Genomic DNA, 24,701 nt, shown 5'->3' on the forward strand with positions numbered 1-24,701 from the left:
GCGGCAAATCTAGCCAATCGCTGAAAGATGCGCGATCAGCAAACTTGCGTGTCCCGCACTTTTAGGTATCGTGAGGGTGTGTCAGGACTCCGGGAACGCAAGAAGCAGGCCACCCGCGAGGCGCTGAGCATGGCCGCGCTCCGGCTGGCGATCGCGCACGGGATCGAGAACGTGCTGGTGGAGGACATCGCGGCGGCCGTGGACGTGTCGCCGCGGACGTTCAACAACTACTTCTCCAGCAAGTACGAGGCGATCTGGTGGCGTGAGCTCAACCGGGCGATGGTGATCGGGGACCTGCTGCGGGCCCGGCCGGCGGACGAGCCGCTCTGGGACGGCATCACACATGCCGTGCTCCAGGTGTTCGGCGGGGACGCCACCGCGGCACCGCCGGCGGGCTGGATCGACGGCATCAAGCGAATGATGAGCACCCCGCAGATGCTGGGGGAGGTGCTCAAGGGACAGGTCGCCGTGCAGGACGAGCTGGCGACCGCGATCGCCGACCGCCTGGGGCTCGACCCGTCCAGGGACATGTACCCGCGGGTCATCGCGGGCGCGGTGATGGCCGCGTACCAGACCGCCCGGGACTACTGGCTGGAGATCGAACCGCCGGTGCCGATGGGGCCGCTGATCCTGGAGGCGTTGGCGCAACTGAAGAACCTACAGGGAGGAACACCATGACCATCCTGATCGTCGGGGGCGGCCCGAACGGGCTGATGCTGGCGTGCGAACTGAGACTGTCCGGGGTGCCGGCGATCGTGCTGGAACAGTTGCCGGAACGGTCGAACCAGCCGAAGGCCAACGGCATGGTCGGCCAGGTCGTCCGGTTGATGGACCACCGTGGCCTGCACGAGCGGGTGGGCGCGCCCGTGCCGATGCGGGTGCCCAGGTTCATGTTCGGCGCGCTGCCACTGGAGTTGGACCGGCTGGCGGACAACCCGATCACGATCCTGCCCGTGCCACAACGGCGCCTGGAACAGATGCTGGAGGAACGTGCGCTGGAGTTGGGCGCGGAGATCCGGCGCGGGCATGAGGTGATCTCGTTCGAGCAGGACGAGACGCAGGTCGTCGTGCAGGTGCGTGGACCCGAAGGCGAGTACGAGATGCGCACGCCTTTCCTGGTCGGCGCGGACGGCGCGGCCAGTGTGGTGCGCAAGGAGGCCGGCATCGACTTCCCTGGCGTGACCAATGTGGACACTGTGACCCGGTCGGCGCACGTGTCGCTGCCCGACGGCGCCGTCGTCGACGGAGCGCTGGACGTGCCGGGCTTCGGCCGGATCGGGAACACGGCGTTCACCAGGACTGAGCGCGGTGTCTTCGTGTACTCGCAGTTTGAGCCCGGCCGGCCGATGATCAACACGACCGAATGGTCGTCGTCCGAGCCGGCCGACGACGTGCCCATGACCGTGGCCGAGTTGCGCGCGAGCATCCACCGGGTGCTGGGGGCGGACGTGCCGATCGGCGAACCCGAGCACCCCGGCCCGAACCTGCTGCGCCGGCTGGCCGGCCGCAACACCCGGATCGCGGAAAGGTTCCGGGCCGGCCGGGTGTTCCTGGTCGGCGACGCGGCCCACGTGCACTCGGCGATGGGCGGCCCTGGGCTGAACCTCGGTTTGCAGGACGTGGCGAACCTCGGCTGGAAGCTCGCGGCCGCGGTCAAGGGCTGGGCGCCGGACGGGCTGCTGGACACGTACGAGTCGGAACGGCGTCCGTTGGCCGAACGGGTGGTCATGCATTCGATGGCACAGTCGGCGTTGGTGGCACCTGGGCCGGAGGTCACCGCGTTGCGTGAGCTCTTCGAGGAGCTGTTGCGCGACGAGTCGACGTTGCGGCACGTCGCGGAGACCATGGCCGGCTCGGACGTCCGCTACCTGTCCGGCGACCATCCGCTGGTCGGCCGGTTCCTGCCGGACATCCCGTTGGCCGACGGGCGGATCGCCGAGCTGATGCGGTCCGGCCGGCCGGTGCTGCTCGACTTCGCCGGGGTGGACGTGCCCGAGGGCTGGCGCGACCGGGTGGACGTGGTCGCGGTGCGGTCGCCGGCGGCGCCGGCCGGAGCAGTGCTCGTCCGGCCGGACGGGTACGTCGCGTGGGCCGGCGACGATGTCCACAATGGACTTCCGGAATCGTTGGCGATGTGGTTCGGTACGCCGAAACACATGGCCGTCACGCCATAGGTGAAGTCGCTGTCCGTGTGCGTTCGGGTGCGGTGGGTGGTCGCGGTAGCGGGACGTTATGGGATCGCAACCGGCGGGGCGTCACTATTCCCACATTGCTCTGATCAGACCAATGTGGACTTCGAGGGAATAGGCCGGTTGTCTGATTGAGCGGCGGTCACCGGCGGGATGTGCTTCGTAAAGCACGACCTATGGGATCCCCACGAAGGGTTTTCGCCGTGACCACAGCCAGATCCAGAGCCGGCATGGCGGTGCTCGCACTGAGCACCGCCCTGTTCGGCCTGTCCACGCCCGCCGCGTTCGCGCAGCCACCCGCCGAGCAGCCCGTGCCGGCTTCGGACAAGCAGCTCGACGCGCGGGACCGCGCGCTCGTGGCAGCCGCCGAACAAGAGGGGCGGCCCGAGGTGTCCATCCTGGTGGCCGCCGAGAAGGGCCGGTCGGACGCGGCAGCGGCCGAGTTGCGCTCGATCGGCGCGAAGGTGCGGTCCACCGAGAAGGACGTGGACTACATCAAGGCGACCCTGTCGCCCGAAGCGGCCAGGAAGGCCGCCCGGCTCGACTCGGTCCGGTCGATCGACGTCGACGGCCTGATCGCGCAGGACGACCCCAAGGAGGCCGGCGCGGGCAACCCGCTGCCGCAGCCGGCACCGGGCGCCAACACCCCACGGTCGAACCCGTACATGCCGACCCGGGACACCCACGCCGCCCAGTTCGGCCAGCTGTTCCCGTTCTGGGACGGCAAGGACGTCACCGTGGCCATTCTGGACAGTGGCATCGACCTGGACCACCCGGCGCTGGCCAAGACCAGCCGCGGCGACCGCAAGATCACCGACTGGTACGACGCGAACGCCCCCGACTCCGGCGACGGCACCTGGGTGGCCATGTCCCAGGACACGCACACCGGCCAGTTCACCGTCGGCGGGAAGACCTGGACCGCGCCCGCCACCGGCGGCCCGTACAGCGTCGGCGTGTTCAGCGAGACCAACGGCGCCAGCGACCTGGGCAGCGCCGGCAGCGAGCTCGGCGGTGACGTCAACCGTAACGGCGTCCGGGGCGAGAAGATCGGCGTGCTACAGGACGTCACGACCAAAGAGGTCCGGGTCGACCTGAACGGCAACGGCGACTTCACCGACGACAAGCCGATGATCGACTACAAGGTCAAGCAGGACGTCGGCTTCTTCGGCACGGACAACCCGGCCACGGACGTGGTCGAGCGCGTCGCGTTCGTCGTGCAGACGGACAAGTCCGTGTACGGCACTGAAGACACCCCGTTCGTCGACATCGGCATCGCGGGTGCCGAGCACGGTTCGCACGTCGCCGGCATCGCGGCGGGCAACGACCTGTTCGGCGGCAAGGTGGAAGGCGCCGCGCCGGGTGCGAAGCTCATGTCCGTCAAGGCATGCCTCACCACGACTTCGTGCACGGACAGCGGCCTCACCGACGGCGTGCTGTACGCGGCGCGTAACGGCGCCGACGTCGTGAACATCTCCATCGGTAGCCTGCCGGCGCTCAACGACGGCAGCTCCGCGCGGGCGCAGATCTACAACCGGATCATCGCGCAGTACAACGTGCAGCTGTTCATCTCGGCCGGCAACGACGGTTCCGGCGCGAACACCGTCGGCGACCCGTCGGTGGCCACGGACGCGGTGAGCGTCGGCTCGTACATCACCTCCGCGACCTGGCTGTCGAACTACGGTTCGGAGACCAAGCAGCGCGAGAACCTGCACCCGTTCTCGTCCCGTGGCCCGAGTGAGAACGGCGGTTTCAAGCCGAACATCGTCGCTCCCGGCTCCGCGATCTCGACCGTACCGCGCTGGAACCCGGGCGCGGCGGTGCCTGGCACGTACGACCTGCCGGCCGGCTACGCGCACCTTCAGGGCACGTCGATGGCAGCCCCGCAGGCGACCGGCGCGGCGGCCCTGCTGATCAGCGCGTACAAGGCGACCCACGGCGGCAAGCGCCCGCCGGTGGCGCAGCTGCGGACCGCGATCTACTCGTCCGCCCGCTACATCGACGAGTTCGGCGCGTACGAGCAGGGCAACGGCCTGTTCGACGTGTTCGGCGCGTTCTTCCTGCTGCAGCTCGGCCCGAACACCGACACCGTGACCAGCTCGGTGGAGGTGCACACGGTGCTGTCCGACGGGCTGGCCAAGCCGGGCATCGGCGTCGGCATCCACGACCGCGAGGGCGTGACGGCCGGCAAGAAGTACGTGCGGACGTACACGTTCACGCGGACCACGGGGTCGCCGAGCCCGCAGTTCTACCGGCTCCGCTGGCAGGGCGACGACGGCACGTTCTCGTCGCAGCACAACGTCTGGCTGCCGCTGAACCAGCCGGTGAAGGTGGACGTCCAGGTGAACCCGCGGGACACGGGCATCCACTCGGCGATCCTGCAGCTGGACAACCCGTTCACGCTCGGCGTCGACAGTCCGATCCTGAACACGGTGTTCGCGCCGCAGGAACTCAACGCCCGCAACGGGTTCTCGTACAGCGCCAACGGGAAGATCGACCGCAACGAGTTCAAGTCGTTCCTGGTGCGTGTCCCGCAGGGCACGACCGGTCTGAAGATCGACCTGACCGGCGGTGGCGCGGCCGGCAAGGGCCAGGTCCGGTTCATCCGGATCGACCCGAGGGGCATCCCGACCGAGTACCCGGTGAACTCCACGATCTGCTACAACCCGGACGCGGGCGGCGGCTGCGCCACCGGCTCGCCGACCTCCCGCACGGTGACCAACCCGATCCCCGGTGTCTGGGAGTTCTACGTGGAGGCCCGCCGGACCTCGGACGTGCCCGCGGCGCCGTACTCCATCACGGCGACGGCGATCACGACCCAGGTCACGCCGAACCCGGACGTCATCCCCAGCCTGCAGGCGGGTGTGCCGCTGGCGCGTAGCTACTCGGTGGCGAACTCGGCGGGTGCCTTCAACGGCAAGCTGGCCGGCGGCCCGCTGAGCAGCGTGCTGAACCTGCGGCCGACCATCGCGGAGGGGAAGCAGTCCCAGTTCCCGATCACCGTGGTGCCGGGCTCGACGTCGTTGCGGGTGACGACCGGCAACCCAAGTGTGGCCGCGTCCGACCTTGACCTGTATCTGTTCAACTGCACCACCGGCAGTTGTGTGCAGACGGCCGTGAGCGGCGGCGCGACCGCCGACGAGCAGGTCACCATCAACAACCCGGCGCCCGGCCGGTGGATCGCCCTGGTGGTCGGCTTCGCGGTGCCCGGCGGCACCACGGACTTCGACTACGCCGACATGTTCAGCTCGCCCACCCTGGGCACGGTGTCCATCACGGACACTGACGCCCAGCGTGCGACGGGTGCCACGTGGACGGCGTCGGCGACGGTCACGGCGGCCTCCGTGCCCCCGGCCGGCCGGAAGCTGCGCGGCGACATCAACGTCCGCACCAGCGACGGCTCGATCGTCGGCGGCGGTGTCGTGCAGATCGGCTCGGTGAGCTAGGTGCCAATGGTGAAGCCCCTCGGATCCGCCGAGGGGCTTCACCATGTGCAACCGGTTCGACCGGTATACCGTCCTTGGGCTATGAGGTCCTTCGCGGTGATCCTGGTGGTCGTGCTGGCCGCCGGCTGTGGCGCGCGCCAGGAGCCCGCGAGCGTACCGAGTTCCGTTCCCCAGACCCAGGAGCCTTCCGTGCGCGGCACCGGACTCATCGTGTCCACTGTGGACGGCAAGGCCGACGAGGTCGCCACGGCGGTGACCGCGTTGGGCGGACGGGTCGTCGCCAGTGACGCGAGCGTCGGCTACCTGAGAGTGAGCGTCCCCAGTGACGTTGTGTCAAAAGTGAAGGCGCTGCCCGGGGTCACCGCGGTCCAGGTTGAGGGACTGGTCGACCGTGGCGGACCGCCCTCGTGAACCGAGGTCCACGAGGACGGCGGACTCCCTCCTAGAAAGTCACGTCACTGCACAGGTAGAAGGCCTCCGCGCTGTCCGGCTGCTGGCGCTGCCAGATCGTGAAGATCACGTGCCGGCCGGTACGGGCCGGCAGCCGGGCCGAGATCGAGTAGATGCCGTTGGACAACGACGGGTTCTGCACGGTGTTGAACACCTCAAGGTCGGACCACCGCAGCGGAGTGAGCGGGTTGTAGCCGTTCTTCGTGATGTACGACGTCCAGATCCCGAGGTGCGCGGCGGTTTCCTTGATCGTCATGGTGATGCTGGCACCGGAGGTGAGCTTGGTGGCCGGCCAGTCGTTGCGGGCCAGGTTGATGCCCGCGTACTTGGCCCGGCCGGCGCCGCACAGCTGGCCGTCCGGGATCAGGGCCTGGGAGTTCCCGCCGGCGTTCGGCAGGTTCACCTCGTTCCAGTCGTAGAACGGCTGGGTGCCGCCGGCCGCGATAGCGGCCTTGCACGCGGCCGACTGTGGGTTCTCCGGGCTTTCGTTGAATCGGCACTGCCATGTCCGGCTCGGCGGATTCATGGTGGTGCCGTGCGCGCTCGCCGACGTGACCGGCAGCACCGCGGACAGCAGGATGGGCAGGGCGCCGGCGAAGGCCACGAGGGCGGCGCGATAACGCTTGGGCATGACGTCTCCTTGCAGGATGTCATGTAGTCGTCGCGCCCCGACCCATGAAAAGAGAAGTGCCTCCGATTCTGAATTGGTCTAGTCCACCGTGGCTAGCGCCATTCGGGCTAACCCATCCCACCTTCCTACGGCGCCGCGCCGGGCCCGCCGGGGGTCGAGCCCTTCGGCTTCTTGGACTTCCTGTTCCGGCCGCCCTGCGCCGGGGGCCCACCGGGCTGCTGGGCCACCCCCGCGTTCCCGTTCTCGCTGCCGGCCGCGTTCCCGGTCTGGGCTCCGGGCACGGACTCGGTGACCGTCACGGTCGTCGACGGCTTCGGCTCGGCCACCGCCTGCTGCGACCGTCGGGCGGGTTGTTGTTGCGCCGGCGGCCCGGGTACCTGCGACGGGACCACCTGGCCGAGCGTCGAACCGACGGCGCCACTGTGCCCAGGGGGCGGCTGGGGGACCGGCTCGCCGGATAGCGTGGACGCCCACAGCGCGACCACGCCCGCGGCCACCCCGGCGCTGACCGTGGCGACGGCCGCGACCCGCGGGAACCGCCGGGTACGGACGATCGGGGTGGTCGGCCGGTCGGCGCGGAGCATCTCGGCGCACTCGTCGGCCGAGGGGCGATCCGCCGGATCGTTGCGCGTCATCAGCTCCAACGCCGTCGTGATCGACGCCGGCACGCCGATCGGGATCCGTGGCCGGCGGCTGATCCGCGCCAACACCGTCTCGGCTTCCAGGCCGGGATACTCGACCTCGCCGGTCAGGCATTCCAGCAGCACCAGGCCGAGCGCGTAGATGTCGGCGGGCGGCCCGACCGTCGTCCCCAGGACCTGTTCCGGCGACAGGTACGCGGCCGTCCCCACGAGCCGGTCGGACGCGGTGATCCCACTGCGCGCCAACAACTTCGCCAATCCGAAGTCGGCCAGGTGCGGCCGTGAAGCCGAGTCGAGCAGCACGTTGCCCGGCTTGAGATCCCGGTGCACCACACCGCGCGCGTGCACGTACGCCAACGCGTCCGCCAGGTCCGCGCCGAGCGTGCGGGTCTCCTCCACACCCAGTGGCCCGGCGTCGATCCGGCGGCCGAGATGCTGGCCGTCGACCAGTTCGAGGACGAGGAACGGCTCGCCGTGGACGCATCCCGAGTCGTAGACCTTGACCAGGCCGGGGTGGTCGAATCCGGCGAGCAGCGTGGCCTCGTCCTCGAACCGCACCCGACCCACCGGGTCGGCGTGCGGCTGGAAGATCTTGACCGCGACCTCGCGACCCAGCCGCTGATCCCATGCCCGCAGGACCCGGGCGGTGCCGCCACGTCCGAGCTGCGCGATCAGCTTGTAGCGATCAGCCAGCACGGGCGCGGCGCGTCCGCCGGATTCCTCGTACATCTGGGCCACACTAGTGACTATGGATCTCAAGTCCATAGCGCACCACCTCTATGCCCTGCGACCAGGTGAATTCATGGCCGCCCGGACGGAGTACGCGCGTGCGGCGAAAGAAGCGGGCGACAAGGAGGCCGCGGAGAAGATAGCCAAGTTAAGAAAGCCGTCCCAGGCGGCGTGGGTGCTCAACCTGCTCGCCCGGCGCGCGCCCGCGGAGCTGAAGCGCCTGGCCAACCTGGGCGCCGCGTTGCGGGACGCCCACGGCCGGTTCGACGGCGAGACGATCCGCGAGCTCTCCCAGCAACGCCGGCAGGTGGTGCGCGCGATGGTCACGCAGGTTCGGTCCATCGCGAACGACGAGGGGCAGAAGCTCAGCGACACCGTTCTGCGGGATGTCGAATCCGTGTTCACGGCGGCGCTCGCCGACCCGGCGGTGACCGAGACCCTGATGACCGGCACCCTGGCCGCCACCGCCGACCTGGCCACACCGGAGGGCTGGCCGGACGCGTCGCCACCGGTCGTCGACGAGGTCGCGCTGCGCCGCGAGCAGCGCGCCGAACGCCGCCGCCAAGATCTGGGCCGGGCCCGAGCTGAAGCCCAGCACGCCGCCGAAGTCCGCGAGCGGGCCCAGAACGCCCTGGCCCACGCCGAACAAAAAGCCGAACGCGCGGCCACCCAGGTCCGAGACCTCGAAGCGGACCTGGAACGAGCCCGTACCGCGGAAAAGGAAGCGAACAGCGAAGTCAGAGAAACCCGAACGGTGTTCAGAACGGCCGAAAAAGCCGCCGAACGAGCCCGTCGAGCCCTGGAAACCCTCGAAAACTCGCCCTGACTACGGCACGACCTGGCGCAAGGCTTCGACGGCGCCGGCGCGGTGCTCGTCCCAGAGGTGCGCGACTTTGGCTGTGTCCTTTGCGCGGATCGCCTCGATTATCGCGTTGTGCTCGTGGTGCACTCGGTCTCTGTGTTCGGGCACGCTGTAGTACAGCGCGCGGTAGGCGTCTGTGGCGTCCCAGAGGACTCGGACCAGACGGGTCAGCCGGGGCATTCCGGCGGCTTCGAGCACGATGAAGTGGAATTGGCGGTTCGCCGCGGCCATCGCCACTATGTCGCCGGCCTGGGCGGCTTTTTCGATATCCGCCTTGGCCTGGAGCAGGCGGTCGATGTCGGTGTCGGTCAGCCGGGGGACGGCCCGGACGGTCGCCTCGGTTTCCAGCAGTTCGCGGATTCGGTAGACCTCCAGCAGGTCGTCCAGGGAGAGGTCGGCGACCTGGTAGCCGTGGTGCGGCCGGTACGTGACCTGGCCTTCGCCCTCCAGGGTCCGCAGCGCCTCCCGCAACGGGACCCGGCTGACGCCGAGGCGTTCGGCGAGGGCGTCCTGCCGGATCGGGGAGCCGGCCGCCATCTCGCCGGTCAGGATCAGCCGGCGCAGCTCGTCCAGCACGAATTCCTGGGCCGTCGGCGGGCGCTTGGTCACCGGCCGAGCCTATCATTGGAGAATTGATATTGTATCCAACCCTGGCTAGCCTGCTGGTCATGACTGGTATCCCGCCCCTGGACCTCGTCGCCGCCGACGACCTGTTCTCCGACGAGGAACGCGCGATCCGTGACACCGTGCGCCGGTTCTGCGCCGAACACGTCCGCCCGCACCTCGCCGAGTGGTTCGAGCAGGGCGTGATCCCAGCTCGTGAACTGGCCGTCGAGCTGGGCAAGCTCGGTGTCCTCGGGATGCACCTTGACGGCTACGGCTGCGCGGGCACCAACGCGGTGTCCTACGGCCTGGCGTGCCACGAGCTGGAGGCGGCCGACTCCGGTATCCGCAGCCTGGTGTCCGTTCAGGGGTCGCTCGCCATGTACGCGATCCACGCCTACGGCAGCGACGAGCAGAAGAACGAATGGCTGCCGGCCATGGCCACGGGCGAGAAGATCGGCTGTTTCGGCCTGACCGAGGCGGACTTCGGCTCCAACCCCGGCGGGATGCGCACCACCGCCAAGAAGGACGGCGCCGACTGGGTGCTCAACGGCACCAAGATGTGGATCACCAACGGTTCTGTGGCCGACGTGGCCATCGTGTGGGCCCGCGCCGACGAGGGTGTTCGTGGGTTCGTCGTGCCCACGTCGACCAAGGGGTTCACGGCGAACACCGTGCCCGGCAAGCTCTCCCTGCGCGCGTCGGTCACGAGCGAGCTCGTGCTGGAGGACGTGCGGCTGCCCGCGGCCGCGGTCCTGCCGAAGAGCAAGGGCCTGTCCAGCCCGCTCGGCTGCCTCAACGAGGCCCGGTTCGGGATCGTGTTCGGCGCGTTGGGCGCGGCCCGTGACTGCCTGGAGACGGCGATCGCGTACGCGAACGACCGAGAGGTCTTCGACAAGCCGCTCAGCGCATATCAGCTGACTCAGGAAAAGCTCGCCGAAATGGCGCTTGAGCTGGGCAAAGGCATGCTGCTGGCGGAACGGATCGGCCGGCTGAAGGACAGCGGGACACTCCGGCCGGAGCACGTCAGCATGGGCAAGCTGAACAACGTCCGGGCGGCCATCCAGATCGCCCGGGAGGCCCGCACGATCCTCGGCGCGAACGGCATCACCCTTGAGTACCCGGTGATGCGGCATGCGAACAACCTCGAATCAGTGCTTACCTACGAGGGGACGAGCGAGGTCCACTTGCTCGTCATCGGCCAGGCGCTCACAGGCGTGAGCGCGTTCAGGTAGTTCACGCAGTTCCGGTAGGAGGAGCAATGGCGGCGTTGTGGCACCCGTTCTCGGACATGGGTGCGGTCCAGCAGAACGGTGAGTTCGTCGTCGCCCGCGGCGAGGGTGTGTACGTCTACGACACGGACGGGCGTAAGTACCTCGACGCGACCGCCGGCCTGTGGTTCGTGAACGTCGGGCACGGCCGGGCGGAGATCGCCGACGCCGCGGCCGGCCAGATGCGGGACATCGCCGCCTACTACACGTTCGGGGACGTGGCCACGCCGTCGACGATCGCGTTGGCTGAGCGGCTGGCGTCGATCTCGCCGATGGCCGCCACGAAAGTGTTCTTCACCAGCGGCGGGTCGGACTCGATCGACAGCGCGGTCAAGCTCGCCCGCCGCTACTGGCACGAGCTGGGCCGGCCGGACAAGGCGATCGTGATCGGCCGGGAGCGCGCGTACCACGGCACCCACGTCGGCGGCACCGCGCTGGCCGGGATCCAGCCGAACCGGGACGGCTACGGCGAGCTGATGCCCGACGCGGCCACGGTCAGCTGGGACAAGGCCGACGGGTTGCGTGAGGCGATCGAGCGGCTGGGCGCGGACCGGATCGCGGCGTTCTTCTGCGAGCCGGTGATCGGCGCGGGGGGCGTGTACCCGCCGCCGGACGGCTACCTGGCCGAGGTCCGCCAGGTGTGCCGGGACAACGACATTCTGTTCGTCGCGGACGAGGTGATCACCGGGTACGGCCGGATCGGCGGCGCGTGGTTCGCCAGCGCCCGGTTCGACCTGGATCCGGACATGATCACCACCGCGAAGGGGCTGACCAGCGGATACCTGCCGATGGGCGCGCTGCTGGTGGCGGGCCGGGTGGCCGAGCCGTTCCACCGGGCCGGCGCCGGGGTGTGGTGGCGGCACGGCTACACGTACTCCGGGCACGCCACGAGCGCCGCGGTCGCCATGGCCAACCTGGACATCGTCGAGCGGGAGGACCTGCTCACGTCGGCCGCCCGCCTGGAGTCCACATTGGACAAAGAGTTGGCGGTCCTGGCCGGGCACCCGGCGGTCGCCGAGGTCCGCAGCGGCTTCGGCGCGGTCGCGGCCGTTCAACTGGCGGAAGCGGCCAACGCGCTGAAACTGGTCCGACTGGCCCGGCAGCACGGCGTGTCCACCCGCGCGGTCGGCACGGGTGGACTGCAGATCTCGCCGGCACTGACCATGACCGACGCCCAGGTCGTCGACCTCGTCACCGGCCTGCAGGCCGCACTGGCAGCTCTCTAGGAAGCGCGCTGTTACGTCGGCGTTATGTGCGGCGTGGCACCGTGTCCGGGGAGGGGGCAGTATTGATGCGGGTGCTGCTTGCGGAGGACGAGAGCGGATTAGCGGCCGCGGTCGCGGACGGGCTGCGGGACAACGGCATGGCGGTGGACGTCGCGCCGGACGGTGGCGCGGCGCTGGCCAAGCTCGACGCCAACGACTACGACGTGATGATCCTGGACCGGGACCTGCCTGTGGTGCACGGCGACGTGGTGTGCCGCTCGCTGTCGCAGGATCCGGCCGCGCCCATGGTGCTGATGCTGACCGCGGCGGCGGAGCTGTCCGACCGGCTGGACGGGTTGCAGCTCGGCGCGGACGACTATCTGGCCAAGCCGTTCGCGTTCGCCGAGCTGGTGCTGCGGGTTCGGGCGCTGGCCCGGCGGGGCCGCGGGCGGGCGCCGGTGTTCGCGCGGCAGGACTTGGTGATGGACACGCTGCGCCGGGCGGTGGCCCGCAGTGGTCAGCCGATTTCCTTGTCGGTCAAGGAGTACGGCGTCCTCGAAGTGTTGCTGGCGGCGGACGGCGGGGTGGTCAGCCACGAGGAACTGTTGGAACGGGTGTGGGACGAGTACGCCGACCCGTTCAGCAACTGCGTGCGCGTGACGATGAACCGGTTGCGGCGCAAGCTCGGTGATCCGCCGATGGTGGAGACGGTCACCGGCGCGGGCTACCGGATTCCATGAGACCGTTGTCGACCTGGTGGCACCGGCCCAGGCTGACCATCCGGATGCGGTTGACCCTGACCTACGGGTCGATGGTGCTGCTCGGTGGGACGCTGCTGATCGGCGGGGCGGTGGCGCTGGTGGACAAGGACCTGTTCGCGCCCCTGCCACCGTCCTTGCTCCCACAGAAGAAGCTCGCGCTGGCCGATCTGATCGTGCCGGCCGAGGTGCTCGTCCAGGTGCTCGTCAAGTACCGGCAGTTGGCTCCGGTCATCACCTGGTTCATCAACACGAGGAACGGCAGCACCACCGCCATCGAGACGCAGTTGCGTGAGCGACTGCGCGATGAGGCGATCAGTCGGCTCGTCGAGTCGTCCGGGGTGCTGCTCGGTGGGCTGGCCCTGTTCTCGGTGGCGGCCGGCTGGTGGATCGCCGGGCGCGTGGTGCGGCGGCTGAAACGGGTCACCGAGGCGGCGCGTAGGGCCAGCGAGACGACCTTGCACGAACGGCTGAACTTGCCTGGCCCGCCGGACGAACTGACGGAACTGGGTGACACGTTCGACGCCATGCTCGAACGGCTGGACACGGCGTTCGACGCGCAGCGGCGGTTCGTCGCCAACGCCAGCCACGAACTGCGCACGCCGCTGTCGGTGACCCGCGCCGTGGTGGACGTGACCTTGGCCAAAGCGGACCCCACCGTCGACCAGTTGCGCGCCATGGGTGTCGAGGTGCAGCGGGCGACCATTCGCGCGGAACGGCTGATCGCGGGCCTGCTCGCGCTCGCGCGCAGCGAGTCCGCGGTGCAGCAGGTCGGCAGCGACGATCTCGCGGATCTGGCGATGGAGGCGTTGGACGCGGTGCGCGGCGAGATTCGTCGGAACGGCCTGACCGTGACCACCGAGCTGGCTCCTGCGCCGGTGCACGGCGATATCGCGCTGCTGTCCCGCGCGGTCGCCAACCTGGTGGAGAACGCGGTGCGGCACAACGTCAGCGCCGGCCGCGTGCACGTGCTCACCCGCGCCAGCACTTCCCCATCGGACCATGGCGTCGTGCTGGAGGTGAGCAACACCGGGCCAGTCGTGCCGCCTGCGGACATCGACCGGTTGTTCGAGCCGTTCTATCGGGCCGACCGGTCCCGGTTGCACAGTGAGGGATTCGGGCTCGGATTGTCCATTGTCCGCGCGGTGGCCGCGTCGCACCGCGCCACGGTGCGTACCCGGCCCCGGCCGGGTGGCGGGCTGACGGTGACGTTGTGCTTCGGTGGCTGGCGATAACAGCGGGTTAACCGATGTCGAGACCGCCGTGTTAGGCGTTCCCCGGCACGCTGGTGGGTGTTCGCAGTTTCCGAGATAGGGGAGATTCATGGAATTGCGTCGTTTCCTGCCGCTCGCGGCCGGGGTGGCTGCCGTGCTGGCCACAGCCGTGCCGGCCACCGCGTCGACGGCACCGATACAGCTCACGATGCCCGCACCGACCGGTCCCGACGCCATCGGCACGGTGTCGCTGCACCTGGTGCAGGCCGGGCGCCCGGACCCCTGGGTGCCGGGCCAGACGCGCGAGCTGATGGTGAGCCTGTGGTACCCGGCCCGCCACGCCGATCGCTACCCGACCGTGCCGTACATGACGCCGGGCGCCTGGTCGTCGTTCGAGCACAATCGTGGGATTCCCGCGGACTCGGTGGTGGTGCCGCAGACCGCCGGCCATGACGGTGCGCCCGTGGACCGCCACCCGGGTGGCCTGCCGGTGATCCTGTACTCGCCGCCGTCGACCGGTGACCGTGCCGTCAACACCGCGCTCGTGCAGGAGTTGGCCAGCCGCGGCTACCTGGTCGCGACGGTCGACCACACGTACAGCGACGACGAGGTCGAGTTTCCGGACGGCCGGGTCGCGCAGCGGGTCCTACCGAACGACCAGACCCTCCAACAGCTCACCGACGAGGTGGCGGAGCGGGACAAGGACACCCGGTTCCTGCTGGACGAGCTGACCGCGATCGACCACGGCGCCAACCCGGACGCCGAACGTCACCCGCTGCCGCAAGGCCTGTGTGGTGCGCTCGACCTCAACCGGGTGGGCATGTTCGGCCACTCGTTGGGCGGGGCCACCACGTTCGCGACCATGCTCGACGACCCGCGGATCAAGGCAGGCGTCGACATGGACGGCACGCTGTTCGGGCCGGTCGTCACCGCCGGCCTGAACCGCCCGGCCATGCTGTTGGCCCACCAGGACAAGACCCGGGACACCGACCCGAGCTGGGGCCCGTTCTGGAACGCCTCGACCGGCTGGAAACGCGACTTCCAGCTGCAAGGTTCCCGGCACCTCTCGTACTCCGACGCGGAGGTCATCTTCCCGCAGACGGCGTCGGTGATGGGCCTGACGCCGGTCCAACTCGCCGCCATCATCGGCACGATCGACCCGGCGCGGGCGATCAAGGTCCAGTCCAGCTATGTGGACGCGTTCTTCGAGCTGCACCTGCGTCACCACGACGAGCACCTGCTCGACGGCCCGTCGCCGCGGTTCCCGGAAATGTTGTTCCAGCCCTGATCTAGGCGGCCGGCTTGCGGGACGTGGTCAGCGGCCAGAGCAGCCAGATGCCGGTGATCAGGGCGAGTTTGGGCATCATGCCCTGCCACAGGGCCGTCGTGTGCTGTGGCGTGCTGACCATGAAGATCAACACCGCCATGACCGCGCAGGCGATGCCGCACGCGAGTACGCACTTGCCCCATTCCCGCCACTCATGACGCACCCGCTCCGGCCCTGACTTCGGCGGCTTCCACGGCGCCGGGCCGTTCGCGAAGCGGTGGGCGAACCGCTGGTCCGCCCACCGCATCATGCTGTGTCCGAACGCGACACTGAAGCCGAGGTACGCCGCGGCCAGGCCGTGCGTGAAGCTCGCCTCGGCGCCCTTGCCCAGGTCGATCACCGTGACCACGAGCAGGACCACATCCACGAGCGGCACACAGATCAGTAGGACCTTGCTCACTGTCCGCCAGCGCAGCAGGTACCGCGTCGCCAGCCCGGCGGCGAGGAACACCCAGAACCCGATCTCGCACGCCCCGATCACCATCAGCATGTGTCCAGCGTGGCCGGTCGGCGCCGGCGAATCGTCAGGCGGACGAACGGCCGCCGGTCATCCCTTCGAAGGACCGCCGGCGCCGGGCGGATGTGTTCTGATGGGGTGTGCTCTTCGGGCAGTCGATCTCCCGCCTCAGCGAACGGCCCTGGTGGGATCGGTGGATCGCGGTGTCCTCGCTGCTGCTCGGCCTGCTGTACCTCACCGACCTCGGCTCGGTGAGCCCGGGTTTTCCGCCGTCGCCGCTGTGGCTGCACTGGGTGTTCCTGTTCGTGATCTGCGTCGCCCAGACGTTCCGCCGGACCAGGCCGCTCGCCGCGCTGGTCGCCGGCCTGGTGGTGTTCGCCGCCGACAACGCGACCGGGCCGAGCACCCCGGTCATGATCGTCTTCCTCGACCTGTTGTTCTGTGGCACGCTGCACAGCTCACCCCGCGCCGCCCGCTGGATCGTGCGGGCGGTGGTGGGCTTCGTGTTCGCGGTCGTGGTGGTCGCCGCGGTGGTGCTGCACAACTTGCGCGCCACGGTCGGGATCGGGCTTGGCGTGTTCAGCCTGGTGATCGTGCCGGTGTGGTGGGCGTTCAACATCCGGCAGCACAAGGAGATCGCCGAGCGGGAACGGGCGAGCGCCCGGCAGTTGGCCCGGATCAACGAGTTGGACCGGCAGGCCGCGGTCACGGCCGAACGCGCCCGGATGGCCAGGGACCTGCATGACGTCGTCGCCGGTCACCTGTCCGCCATCGCGATCCAGTCCGAGGCGGTACTGTCCATCATGGACTCCAAGCCGGAGCTGGTGCGTTCGGTGTTGAAGTCGGTGCGGGCGAACAGCGTCCAGTCGTTGACGGAGATGCGGGCGATGATCGAGGTGCTGCGGGACGGCGAGGACGCGCGGACCGCGCCGGCCCGGCTGGCCGACCTGGACCGGCTGGTGTCGTCCGCCCGCGCCGGCGGGCTCACGGTCGACGTCGAGTGGTCCGGAGTGGACGGCCTGCCGGTCGCGGTCGACCTGGCCGCGTACCGGATCATCCAGGAGGCGTTGACCAACGCGATGAAACACGCGGCCGGCGGGTCCGCACGGGTGTGCGTCGCGGTGGCCGGCGCCGAGCTGGTGGTGGAGGTGACCAACTCGCTCACCGGCCCGTCGACTGGCGGCACCGGCACCGGACTGGTGAGTATGCGGGAACGAGCACACGCCGTCGGCGGCTCGCTGATCGCCGGCCCGGGATCCGGCGGCTGGCAGGTGCGCGCGGTGCTGCCTACGGGAGGTCTGACGTGATACGGGTGCTGGTCGCGGACGACCACGCGGCGATCCGGGCGGGTCTGGTGATGATCCTGGACGGCGCCGAGGACATCACTGTCGTCGGCGAGGCCGGTGACGGCGCCACGGCCGTCCAGATGGCCCGGAATCTGCGCCCGGACGTGGTGCTGATGGACATCCGGATGCCGAACATGGACGGCATCGCCGCGACCAGGGAGCTGACCCAGGACGCCGTGTGCGACGTGGTCGTGCTGACCACGTTCGACCTGGACGAGTACGTGCACGGCGCGTTGCGGGCCGGCGCCGCCGGGTTCCTGCTGAAGTCGGTCGAGGCGGTCCGGCTGGTGGAGTCGGTCCGCCTGGTCGCGGCCGGCGACGGGGTGATCGAGCCGAGCGTGACCCGCCGCCTGCTGCGGACGTTCGCGGCGGCCGTGCCCAAGCCGGTCAGCACCCCGGCCGGTCTGGACCTGCTCACCGAGCGTGAGCGTGAGGTCCTGGTGTGTCTCGGCGAGGGCCTGTCGAACCATGAGATCGGCAAACGGCTTTTCATCGGCGAGACGACCGTCAAGACGCACGTGTCCCGCGTGCTCACCAAACTCGACCTGCGGTCCAGGGTGCAGGCGGCGATTCTGGCCCAGGAAGCCGGCCTGATCTCTGACACGGCGTAACAAGGGAATCTCACAGAGTGCGTTACTAACCGCCCACATGATGAGATAACGAGTGAGCGTGTACGGACCTGTGACTCGGGTTGCCTAGGGTCCGTTCACGTCACCTGATCGGCCGAACACGGGTAGGTGCTGTGTCTGACCCCTTACCGCTCGACGGCGGTGTCGCGCCCACTGCGGCGCGCTCGCTGCCGGCTGCTCTGTGGCGCGCGATCAGGGCGGACAAGTGGACGTTCACCTGCGCGGTCATCGTCGTCGTGATCGTGCTCATGGCCCTCGGCGCGGACCTGTGGGTGTCGATCGAGGGGCAGAACCTCGACCCGGACATCCACAACCTGACGAACGGCGTGCCGATCGGGTCGCTCGGCGGGGTCAGCGGGTCGCACTGGTTCGGCGTCGAGCCGCTGACCGGGATCGACCTGTTCGCCCTGGTCGCGCACGGCGCCCGGGTGTCGCTGCTGGTCGGGCTGGCCTCGACGCTGCTGGCCACGTTCCTCGGCGTGCTGATCGGCGCCAGCGCCGGGTACCTGGGCGGCTGGTGGGACCGGCTGGTGACGTGGTCGGCGGACGTGTTCCTCGGGTTCCCGTCGCTGATCTTCATGATCGCCCTCGGCGCGGTCACCCCGATCCAGTTCCCCCGGCAACTGCTGATGATCGTGGTCCTCGGGATCTTCGGGTGGCCACGGGTCGCCCGGATCGTCCGCGCCCAGGTGCTGTCGCTGAGCAAACGCAACTTCGTCGCCGCGGCCAAGGCCATGGGCGGCGGTTCGTGGCACGTGTTCACCAAGCAGCTGCTGCCCAACCTGTGGGCACCGATCATCGTGGTGGGCAGCCTCAGCATCCCGGCGATGATCGGCAGTGAGGCGGCGCTGTCGTTCCTCGGCGTCGGGGTGCTGCCGCCCACGCCGAGTTGGGGGCGGACGATCTCGCGGGCGATCGACTGGTTCGAGACCGATCCGATGTACCTGGTCTTCCCCGGTCTCGCGCTGTTCCTGGTCACGTTGGCGTTCAACGTGGTGGGCGACGGCATCCGGGACGAGCTCGACCCCAGGTCGAAGGGACGCGCCTGATGCGTATCGCGCGGTTCGTCTCGGCCCGGCTCGGCGGCATGGTCCTCGTCCTGCTCATCGTCACGTTCATCACGTTCCTGGTGTTCTACGTGCTGCCGTCGGACCCGGCGCAGTTGGCGTGCGGGCGGCCGTGCAGCCCGCAGGCACTCTCGCTGGCCCGGGAGTTCATGGGCTACAACGTGCCGTGGTACCAACAGTTCCTGGACTTCCTCGGCGGCATCTTCGGCGGCCGCACGTTCGGCACCGGCGCCACCGCGATCCACTGCACGGCCCCGTGTTTCGGCTACGACTTCCAGAACAACGTGGACGTCCTGCACGAGATCACCGAGCGCGTCGAGGTGAGTTTCTCGGTCGCGCTCGGCGCCGCGGTGCTGTGGCTGATCACCGGGGTCGGCCTCGGTGTGCTGTCCGCGCTCAAGCGGGGCACGCCGATCGACCGGATCACCATGGCCCTCGCCATGGCCGGCGTGTCGATGCCCGCGTACCTGGCCGGCATGATCGGCATCACGATCTTCGCGTTCGCGCTGGACGTCGTGCCCAAGACGGGATACGTGCCGATCGGCCAGAACGTGGCCCAGTGGGCGTGGCACCTCGTGCTGCCGTGGTGCGTGCTGGCGTTCCTGTTCGCCGCTACCTACGCGCGGCTGACCAGGGGACAGATGCTGGAGATGCTGGGTGAGGACTTCATCCGGACGGCCCGCGCCAAGGGCCTGACCGAGACCAAGGTGGTCGGCCGGCACGCGTTGCGCAACGTGCTGCTGCCCGTGGTCACGGTGTTCGGTGTGGACCTCGGCCAGTTGCTCGCCGGGACCGTGATCACCGAACGGATCTTCGGGATGGCCGGCGTCGGCCGGCTGCTGATCGACGCGATCGGCTCGTTCAACCTGCCTGTGCTGCTGGGCGTGACGCTGTTCTCGGCGTTGCTCGTCACGGTCATGAACTTCCTGGTCGACCTGTTCTATGGCGTGCTCGATCCGCGGGCCCGCCTGACATGAAGGGGAATCCATTGAAACGCCTGATCGCCGGGGTGACAGTCGCAGCGACACTGCTGACCGCCTGCGGCGCCAATGACAAACCAGCTGATCAAGCGGGTGGCGCCGGCACCATCAAGGCGGGCGGCACGCTCTACATCCTTTCGGACGCCGCCGGCCAGCAGTACGACCCGGCCAAGAGCGGCAGCCTGGTGGTGACCGGCCTGCAGTTCGTGCACCGGCGGCTGACCTCGTGGCAGGTCGCGCCCGGCAAGGACACCACGATCGTCCCTGACCTGGCCACCGACACCGGGAAAGCCAGCGACGGCGGCAAGACGTGGACGTTCACGCTGAAGGACAACGTGAAGTTCGCCGACGGCACCCCGATCAAGTCCGCGGACGTCAAGTGGGGCCTGGAGCGGTCGTTCGCGTCCGCGTTCTCCGGCGGCCTGACCTACCACAAGGACCTGCTTTCGCCTGGCCTGGCGTACAAGGGCCCATACGACGGCGGCAAGGAACTCGACACGATCGAGACCCCCGACGACAAGACGATCATCTTCCACCTGGCCCGGCCGTACGGCGACTGGAACTGGGTGGCCAGCACGCCCGCGTTCGCACCGGTGCCCAAGGGCAAGGGCGCTGAGCCGAACTACGGCGAGCACGCGATCGCGTCGGGTCCGTACACCATTCAGAAGTACGAGCGGGGCAAGGGCGCGACCCTGGTCCGCAACCAGTACTGGAGCGCCACCGAGGACACCACCCGCAAGGGCTACCCGGACACCGTCGAGTGGCAGTTCGGCCAGCAGACCGACGTGGTCTCCAAGCGGCTGATCGCCGACACCGGCAACGACCAGAACGCGTTCGGCGTGTCGTTCGCGTCCCCCGCCCAGCTGGCGCAGATCCAGGGCAACGCCAGTGCGAAGTCGCGGCTGGTCACCTCCGAGTCAGGCGCGCTGGCCTACCTCGCGCTCAACACGACCAGGGGCAAGCTCACCGACCCGAACGTGCGCAAGGCGTTCCAGTACGCGGTGAACAAGGCCGCGTACCAGGTCGCCAGCGCCGGCAGCGCGCAGCTCGCCGGGGACGTCGCCACCACGCTGATCACGCCGGGCATCGCCGGCCGCGAGCAGTTCGACCTGTACCCGACCAAGCCGGAGGGCGACCCGGACAAGGCCAAGCAGATCCTGGCGGCCGCCGGCCTGCCCAACGGGCTGGACAACCTGGTGCTGGCGACCAAGAACGAGAACAACTACCCGGAGCTGGCCGCGTCCATCCAGGCCGCGCTGGCCAGGGCGAACATCAAGGTGAACATCAAGACGCTGGAAAGCGACACGTACACCGAGGAGATCGACACCAAGGCGAACCCGGACTACGACCTCACTCTCGCGTCCTGGCAGCCGGACATCCCGACGGCGAACGCGAACCTGCAGCCGCTGTTCCAGTCCACCGAGATCGGCGGCGGCGGGGTCAACGAGTCCCGCCTGAACGACCCGGCGGTCGACAAGGGCATCACCGACGCGCAGGCCACTGTGGACCCGGCCGACGCCGCGAAGAAGTGGGTCGAGCTGGACAAGAAGCTGATGGCCGACTCGGTGGTGGTGCCGCTGATCTACACCCGTAACTCGTTCCTGCACGGGTCCAAGGTCGGCAACGTCACCATCGGCCGGTTCCCGGCGTACGTGGACTACCGCCAGTTCGGGATCATCCAGTGACATCGGCCTCGCCAGCCGGGTCGCTGGCTGATTCGGCTGGCGGGGCTGACCTGCTGGAGCTGTCGGACGTCTCGGTCGAGTTCAACGGCTCGGTGCGGGCGGTCAGGTCGGTGAGCTACGCCATCGCCCGCGGCGAGGTGCTCGCCGTGGTGGGGGAGTCGGGTTCCGGCAAGACCGTGACGGCCATGTCCCTGTTGGGTTTGTTGCCGTCGAACGCGGCTGTGACCGGCCGTGCCTTGTTGGACGGCCGCGACCTCTACGCGATGACGCCCGACGAGCTGCGCGGCGTGCGCGGCTACGAAGTCGGGATGATCTTCCAGGAGCCGATGAGCGCGCTGAACCCGGTGTTCACCGTCGGCTACCAGATCGTCGAAGCCCTGCGCGCCCACCAGCGACTGTCCTCTTCGGACGCGAAGCGGCGGGCGATCGAACTGCTCGACCTGGTCGGGATCCCGTTGCCGGCCGAGCGGTTCCGCGCGTACCCGCACGAGCTGTCCGGCGGTCAGCTGCAGCGGATCGTGATCGCCATGGCGGTCGCGAACGACCCGAAGCTGCTGATCGCCGACGAGCCGACCACGGCACTGGACGTGACCGTGCAGGCGGAGATCCTGGAGCTGTTGCGGGACCTCAAGAGCCGCCTGAACACGTCGATCCTGCTGATCACGCACGACATGGGCGTGGTCGCGGACCTGGCCGACCGGGTCGTGGTGATGTACGACGGGCAGGTCGTCGAACAGGGCACGGTCACCGAGATCTTCGGCTCGCCACGGCAGGACTACACCAGGCAGCTGCTGGGGTCGGTGATCTCGCTCGGCTCGGCCGCGACCGAGGGTGTCGAACGGGCTCTGGCCGCGGCGGTGGTCGTCCGGGACGACCACCTCGCGGTCACCGAACACCCGGCCACCACATCGGTTCCGGACGTGCCAGCGACCGCGCCCGTACTGTCCATTTCGGACATGTCGGTGGTGTACGGCGGCCGGTTCCGGTCGATCTCGGTGCGCGCCGCCGACCACGTGTGCCTGCACATCGAGCCGGGTGAGGTGCTCGGCCTGGTCGGCGAGTCCGGATCGGGCAAGAGCACGGTGGCCAAGGTCGTGACCGGTCTGCTCACGCCGACGCTGGGCGCCGTCACGATCGGTGGGGTCGACATCACCTCGGTGCGTGGCCGGGCGGCCAAGGCGCTGCGGCGACGGATCGGCCTGGTGTTCCAGGACCCGTTGTCGTCGCTGAACCCGCGGGCGACCGTCGGTGACAGTGTCGCGGAACCCATCCGGCTGCACAACACCTTCCGCGGGTCCGAAGTGGACAAAAGGGTGGCCGCGCTGCTCGAGTCCGTGCAGCTGTCGGCGTCGCTGCGGAACCGCTACCCACACGAACTGTCCGGCGGCCAGCGGCAACGCGTGTGCATCGCTCGGGCGTTGGCGCTCGATCCGGAGCTGCTCGTCGCCGACGAGCCGACGAGCGCGCTGGACGTGTCGGTCCAGGCCCGGGTGTTGGACCTGTTCCGTTCGCTGCAGGACGAACTTGGCTTCGCGTGCCTGTTCATCAGCCACGACCTGGCCGTGATCGAGCAACTCGCCGGGCGGGTCGCGGTGATGCACCGCGGGCACGTGGTCGAGCAGGGGCCGACCAAGGCGGTCCTGTCCTCGCCCGTGCACCCCTACACGCAACGGTTGCTGGCCGCGGCGCCGGTCGCCGACCCGGCGGAACAGCGGCGTCGCCGGGAGGCCTGGCGGAAGCTCGACTGACACTCCGTAGCTCCTACTTTCGGCGCTGGTCTTGACCTCAGGACAGGCGTAGGCAGGCTCGCATGGGCACGAGACGAACATTCCTGTCCGCATCAGTCGCCGCTGCGGCACTTGTCGGTATTCCGGCGGGTGCCGAGGAACTCGGCGACCGCGGCCCCGGCCGGCCGGTCCGGCCGCAGCCACCCGACGCCGAGTTACGGGCGATCCTGCGGGAGATCGACGAGCGCCGGATCGAGGCGACCATCCGCAGGCTGGCCGCCTTCGGCACCCGGCACACACTGTCCTCACAGGACGATCCGGTCCGCGGCATCGGCGCCGCCCGGGACTGGCTCTTCGCCGAGTTCAGCAAGATCCCGAACCTGGCCGTCCAACTTCAGTCCTACATCCAGCCGGCCGCGCCGCCGCGGATCCCGGTCGAGGTCAAGATCACGAACGTGGTCGGCACTCTGCGCGGGTCGACCAACCCCGAACGCGTCTACGTCATCTCCGGCCACTACGACTCCCGTTGCACGGACGGGCTGGACGGGGTGAAGGACGCGCCCGGCGCCGACGACGACGCCTCCGGTGTGGCGGTCGCGATGGAGCTGGCGCGGGTGATGGCCAAACGCAAACCCAAGGCGACCCTCGTGTTCGTCGCGGTGGCCGGCGAGGAGCAGGGACTGTTCGGCTCCGACTTCATGGCCAAGCAGTTCAAGGCGGCCAACACGGACGTCCAGGCCATGTTCACCAATGACATCGTCGGCAGCAGCACGGCCGACGACGGCAGCCGCGACCCGCACACGATCCGGCTGTTCGCCGAGGGCGTCCCCACTGCGGAAACCCCGGCCCAGGCCAACGTCCGCCGGTCGGTCGGCGGCGAGAACGACTCGACGTCCCGCCAGCTGTCCCGGTTCGTACGCAGTGTCGCGGTGAACGACGCGACCAACATGAACGTCCGCGTGGTCTACCGAAGGGACCGCTACCTGCGCGGCGGCGACCACATCTCGTTCCTGACCCAGGGCTATCCGGCCTGCCGCTTCACCGAGCCGCACGAGAACTTCGCCCACCAACACCAGGACGTCCGGGTGGAGAACGGCGTGCAGTTCGGCGACCTGCCGGAGTTCTGCGACTTCGCCTTCACCGCCCGGGTGGCCCGGGTGAACGGCGCGGTCCTGTGGTCGCTGGCCAGCGCCCCGGGAACGCCGAAGGGCGTCAAGATCGACACCTCCCAGCTGACCAACCAGTCGACCCTGCTCTGGACTCGCGGCACCGAACCCGACCTGGCCGGCTACGAGATCGTCTGGCGGGAGACCACGGATTCGGACTGGACCAACGTGATCAACGTCGGCGACGTGACCACGGCCAAAGTCGACCTCTCCAAGGACAACGTGTTCTTCGGCGTCCGAGCGGTCGACAAGTCCGGCCACCGCAGCCCAGTTGCCTTCCCTGTGCCCACATAACCACCGCGCGGACAAGGCAGCTCCCCA

General features: G+C 69.1%; 21 protein-coding genes. 17 read left to right on the forward strand and 4 right to left on the reverse strand.

What is annotated here, in order from left to right:
- Window positions 1-78 precede the first annotated feature (78 nt).
- The 4 genes from EV192_RS08015 (at window position 79) to EV192_RS08030 (ending at window position 6,043) form a co-directional block, all read left to right on the forward strand.
- Window positions 79-678, forward strand: coding sequence for a TetR/AcrR family transcriptional regulator (locus tag EV192_RS08015; RefSeq protein ID WP_243726682.1), 600 nt, complete (start codon window positions 79-81; stop codon window positions 676-678).
- The gene (locus EV192_RS08020; protein ID WP_132112521.1) at window positions 675-2,174 is read left to right on the forward strand and encodes an FAD-dependent monooxygenase; all 1,500 of its coding nucleotides are present in this window, start codon (window positions 675-677) and stop codon (window positions 2,172-2,174) included. The genes EV192_RS08015 and EV192_RS08020 overlap by 4 nt, the downstream gene beginning before the upstream one ends.
- Before the next feature lie 245 nt (window positions 2,175-2,419).
- Complete coding sequence (locus tag EV192_RS08025; RefSeq protein ID WP_243726727.1) at window positions 2,420-5,632, forward strand: S8 family serine peptidase; 3,213 nt, start codon at window positions 2,420-2,422, stop codon at window positions 5,630-5,632.
- A gap of 81 nt (window positions 5,633-5,713) precedes the next feature.
- The gene (locus EV192_RS08030; protein ID WP_132112525.1) at window positions 5,714-6,043 is read left to right on the forward strand and encodes a hypothetical protein; all 330 of its coding nucleotides are present in this window, start codon (window positions 5,714-5,716) and stop codon (window positions 6,041-6,043) included.
- 31 nt (window positions 6,044-6,074) lie between these two features.
- Here the strand turns inward: EV192_RS08030 and EV192_RS08035 are convergent, their stop codons facing one another.
- Window positions 6,075-6,713, reverse strand: coding sequence for a lytic polysaccharide monooxygenase auxiliary activity family 9 protein (locus EV192_RS08035; RefSeq protein ID WP_132112527.1), 639 nt, complete (start codon window positions 6,711-6,713; stop codon window positions 6,075-6,077).
- A gap of 125 nt (window positions 6,714-6,838) precedes the next feature.
- Entirely contained in the window at window positions 6,839-8,083 is a 1,245-nt protein-coding gene (locus EV192_RS08040; RefSeq protein WP_165960240.1) for a serine/threonine-protein kinase, read from the reverse strand.
- 19 nt (window positions 8,084-8,102) lie between these two features.
- On the opposite strand from EV192_RS08040, the gene EV192_RS08045 reads away from it, so the two are divergent.
- Window positions 8,103-8,909, forward strand: coding sequence for a hypothetical protein (locus EV192_RS08045; RefSeq protein WP_165960241.1), 807 nt, complete (start codon window positions 8,103-8,105; stop codon window positions 8,907-8,909).
- On the opposite strand, the gene EV192_RS08050 is transcribed toward EV192_RS08045, so the two are convergent.
- Window positions 8,910-9,554 carry a GntR family transcriptional regulator gene (locus EV192_RS08050; protein WP_243726683.1) on the reverse strand — a complete coding sequence of 215 codons (645 nt, stop codon included), beginning with the start codon at window positions 9,552-9,554 and terminating at the stop codon, window positions 8,910-8,912. It abuts the gene before it with no gap.
- A gap of 59 nt (window positions 9,555-9,613) precedes the next feature.
- On the opposite strand from EV192_RS08050, the gene EV192_RS08055 reads away from it, so the two are divergent.
- The 5 genes from EV192_RS08055 to EV192_RS08075 all read left to right on the forward strand — a co-directional run bounded on the left by EV192_RS08055 (window position 9,614) and on the right by EV192_RS08075 (window position 15,284).
- Window positions 9,614-10,783: an acyl-CoA dehydrogenase family protein gene (locus EV192_RS08055; protein ID WP_132112533.1), complete on the forward strand. Its 1,170-nt coding sequence runs from the start codon at window positions 9,614-9,616 to the stop codon at window positions 10,781-10,783.
- A 26-nt stretch (window positions 10,784-10,809) separates the two neighbouring features.
- A complete protein-coding gene (locus tag EV192_RS08060; RefSeq protein ID WP_132112535.1) occupies window positions 10,810-12,045 on the forward strand; it encodes an aminotransferase family protein in 1,236 nt (411 codons plus the stop codon).
- A gap of 65 nt (window positions 12,046-12,110) precedes the next feature.
- Window positions 12,111-12,764, forward strand: coding sequence for a response regulator transcription factor (locus EV192_RS08065; RefSeq protein ID WP_132112537.1), 654 nt, complete (start codon window positions 12,111-12,113; stop codon window positions 12,762-12,764).
- Window positions 12,761-14,017, forward strand: a complete 1,257-nt coding sequence (locus EV192_RS08070; protein ID WP_132112539.1) for a sensor histidine kinase — start codon at window positions 12,761-12,763, stop codon at window positions 14,015-14,017. The genes EV192_RS08065 and EV192_RS08070 overlap by 4 nt, the downstream gene beginning before the upstream one ends.
- A gap of 88 nt (window positions 14,018-14,105) precedes the next feature.
- Window positions 14,106-15,284 (forward strand): alpha/beta hydrolase family protein, encoded by a 1,179-nt coding sequence (locus EV192_RS08075; protein WP_132112541.1) that lies wholly within the window; start codon window positions 14,106-14,108, stop codon window positions 15,282-15,284.
- A 1-nt stretch (window position 15,285) separates the two neighbouring features.
- Here the strand turns inward: EV192_RS08075 and EV192_RS08080 are convergent, their stop codons facing one another.
- Window positions 15,286-15,813, reverse strand: coding sequence for a hypothetical protein (locus EV192_RS08080; RefSeq protein WP_132112543.1), 528 nt, complete (start codon window positions 15,811-15,813; stop codon window positions 15,286-15,288).
- A gap of 107 nt (window positions 15,814-15,920) precedes the next feature.
- Here EV192_RS08080 and EV192_RS08085 point away from each other — a divergent pair, with 107 nt between their 5' ends.
- The 7 genes from EV192_RS08085 to EV192_RS08115 all read left to right on the forward strand — a co-directional run bounded on the left by EV192_RS08085 (window position 15,921) and on the right by EV192_RS08115 (window position 24,674).
- Window positions 15,921-17,087 (forward strand): sensor histidine kinase, encoded by a 1,167-nt coding sequence (locus EV192_RS08085; protein ID WP_132112545.1) that lies wholly within the window; start codon window positions 15,921-15,923, stop codon window positions 17,085-17,087.
- Window positions 17,084-17,737 carry a response regulator gene (locus tag EV192_RS08090; protein ID WP_132112547.1) on the forward strand — a complete coding sequence of 218 codons (654 nt, stop codon included), beginning with the start codon at window positions 17,084-17,086 and terminating at the stop codon, window positions 17,735-17,737. Before EV192_RS08085 ends, EV192_RS08090 begins: the two co-directional genes overlap by 4 nt.
- A 131-nt stretch (window positions 17,738-17,868) precedes the next feature.
- A complete protein-coding gene (locus EV192_RS08095; protein ID WP_207925909.1) occupies window positions 17,869-18,804 on the forward strand; it encodes an ABC transporter permease in 936 nt (311 codons plus the stop codon).
- Window positions 18,804-19,799: an ABC transporter permease gene (locus EV192_RS08100; protein ID WP_132112549.1), complete on the forward strand. Its 996-nt coding sequence runs from the start codon at window positions 18,804-18,806 to the stop codon at window positions 19,797-19,799. Before EV192_RS08095 ends, EV192_RS08100 begins: the two co-directional genes overlap by 1 nt.
- Window positions 19,800-19,810: 11 nt before the next feature.
- On the forward strand, window positions 19,811-21,487 hold the full coding sequence (locus tag EV192_RS08105) for an ABC transporter substrate-binding protein (RefSeq protein WP_243726684.1): 1,677 nt from the start codon (window positions 19,811-19,813) through the stop codon (window positions 21,485-21,487).
- Window positions 21,484-23,235, forward strand: coding sequence for an ABC transporter ATP-binding protein (locus EV192_RS08110; RefSeq protein ID WP_132112554.1), 1,752 nt, complete (start codon window positions 21,484-21,486; stop codon window positions 23,233-23,235). The genes EV192_RS08105 and EV192_RS08110 overlap by 4 nt, the downstream gene beginning before the upstream one ends.
- A gap of 62 nt (window positions 23,236-23,297) precedes the next feature.
- Window positions 23,298-24,674 (forward strand): M20/M25/M40 family metallo-hydrolase, encoded by a 1,377-nt coding sequence (locus tag EV192_RS08115; protein WP_132112556.1) that lies wholly within the window; start codon window positions 23,298-23,300, stop codon window positions 24,672-24,674.
- Window positions 24,675-24,701: the final 27 nt, after the last annotated feature.

The organism is Actinocrispum wychmicini (assembly GCF_004345645.1).
Classification (GTDB): Bacteria; Actinomycetota; Actinomycetes; order Mycobacteriales; family Pseudonocardiaceae; genus Kibdelosporangium; species Kibdelosporangium wychmicini.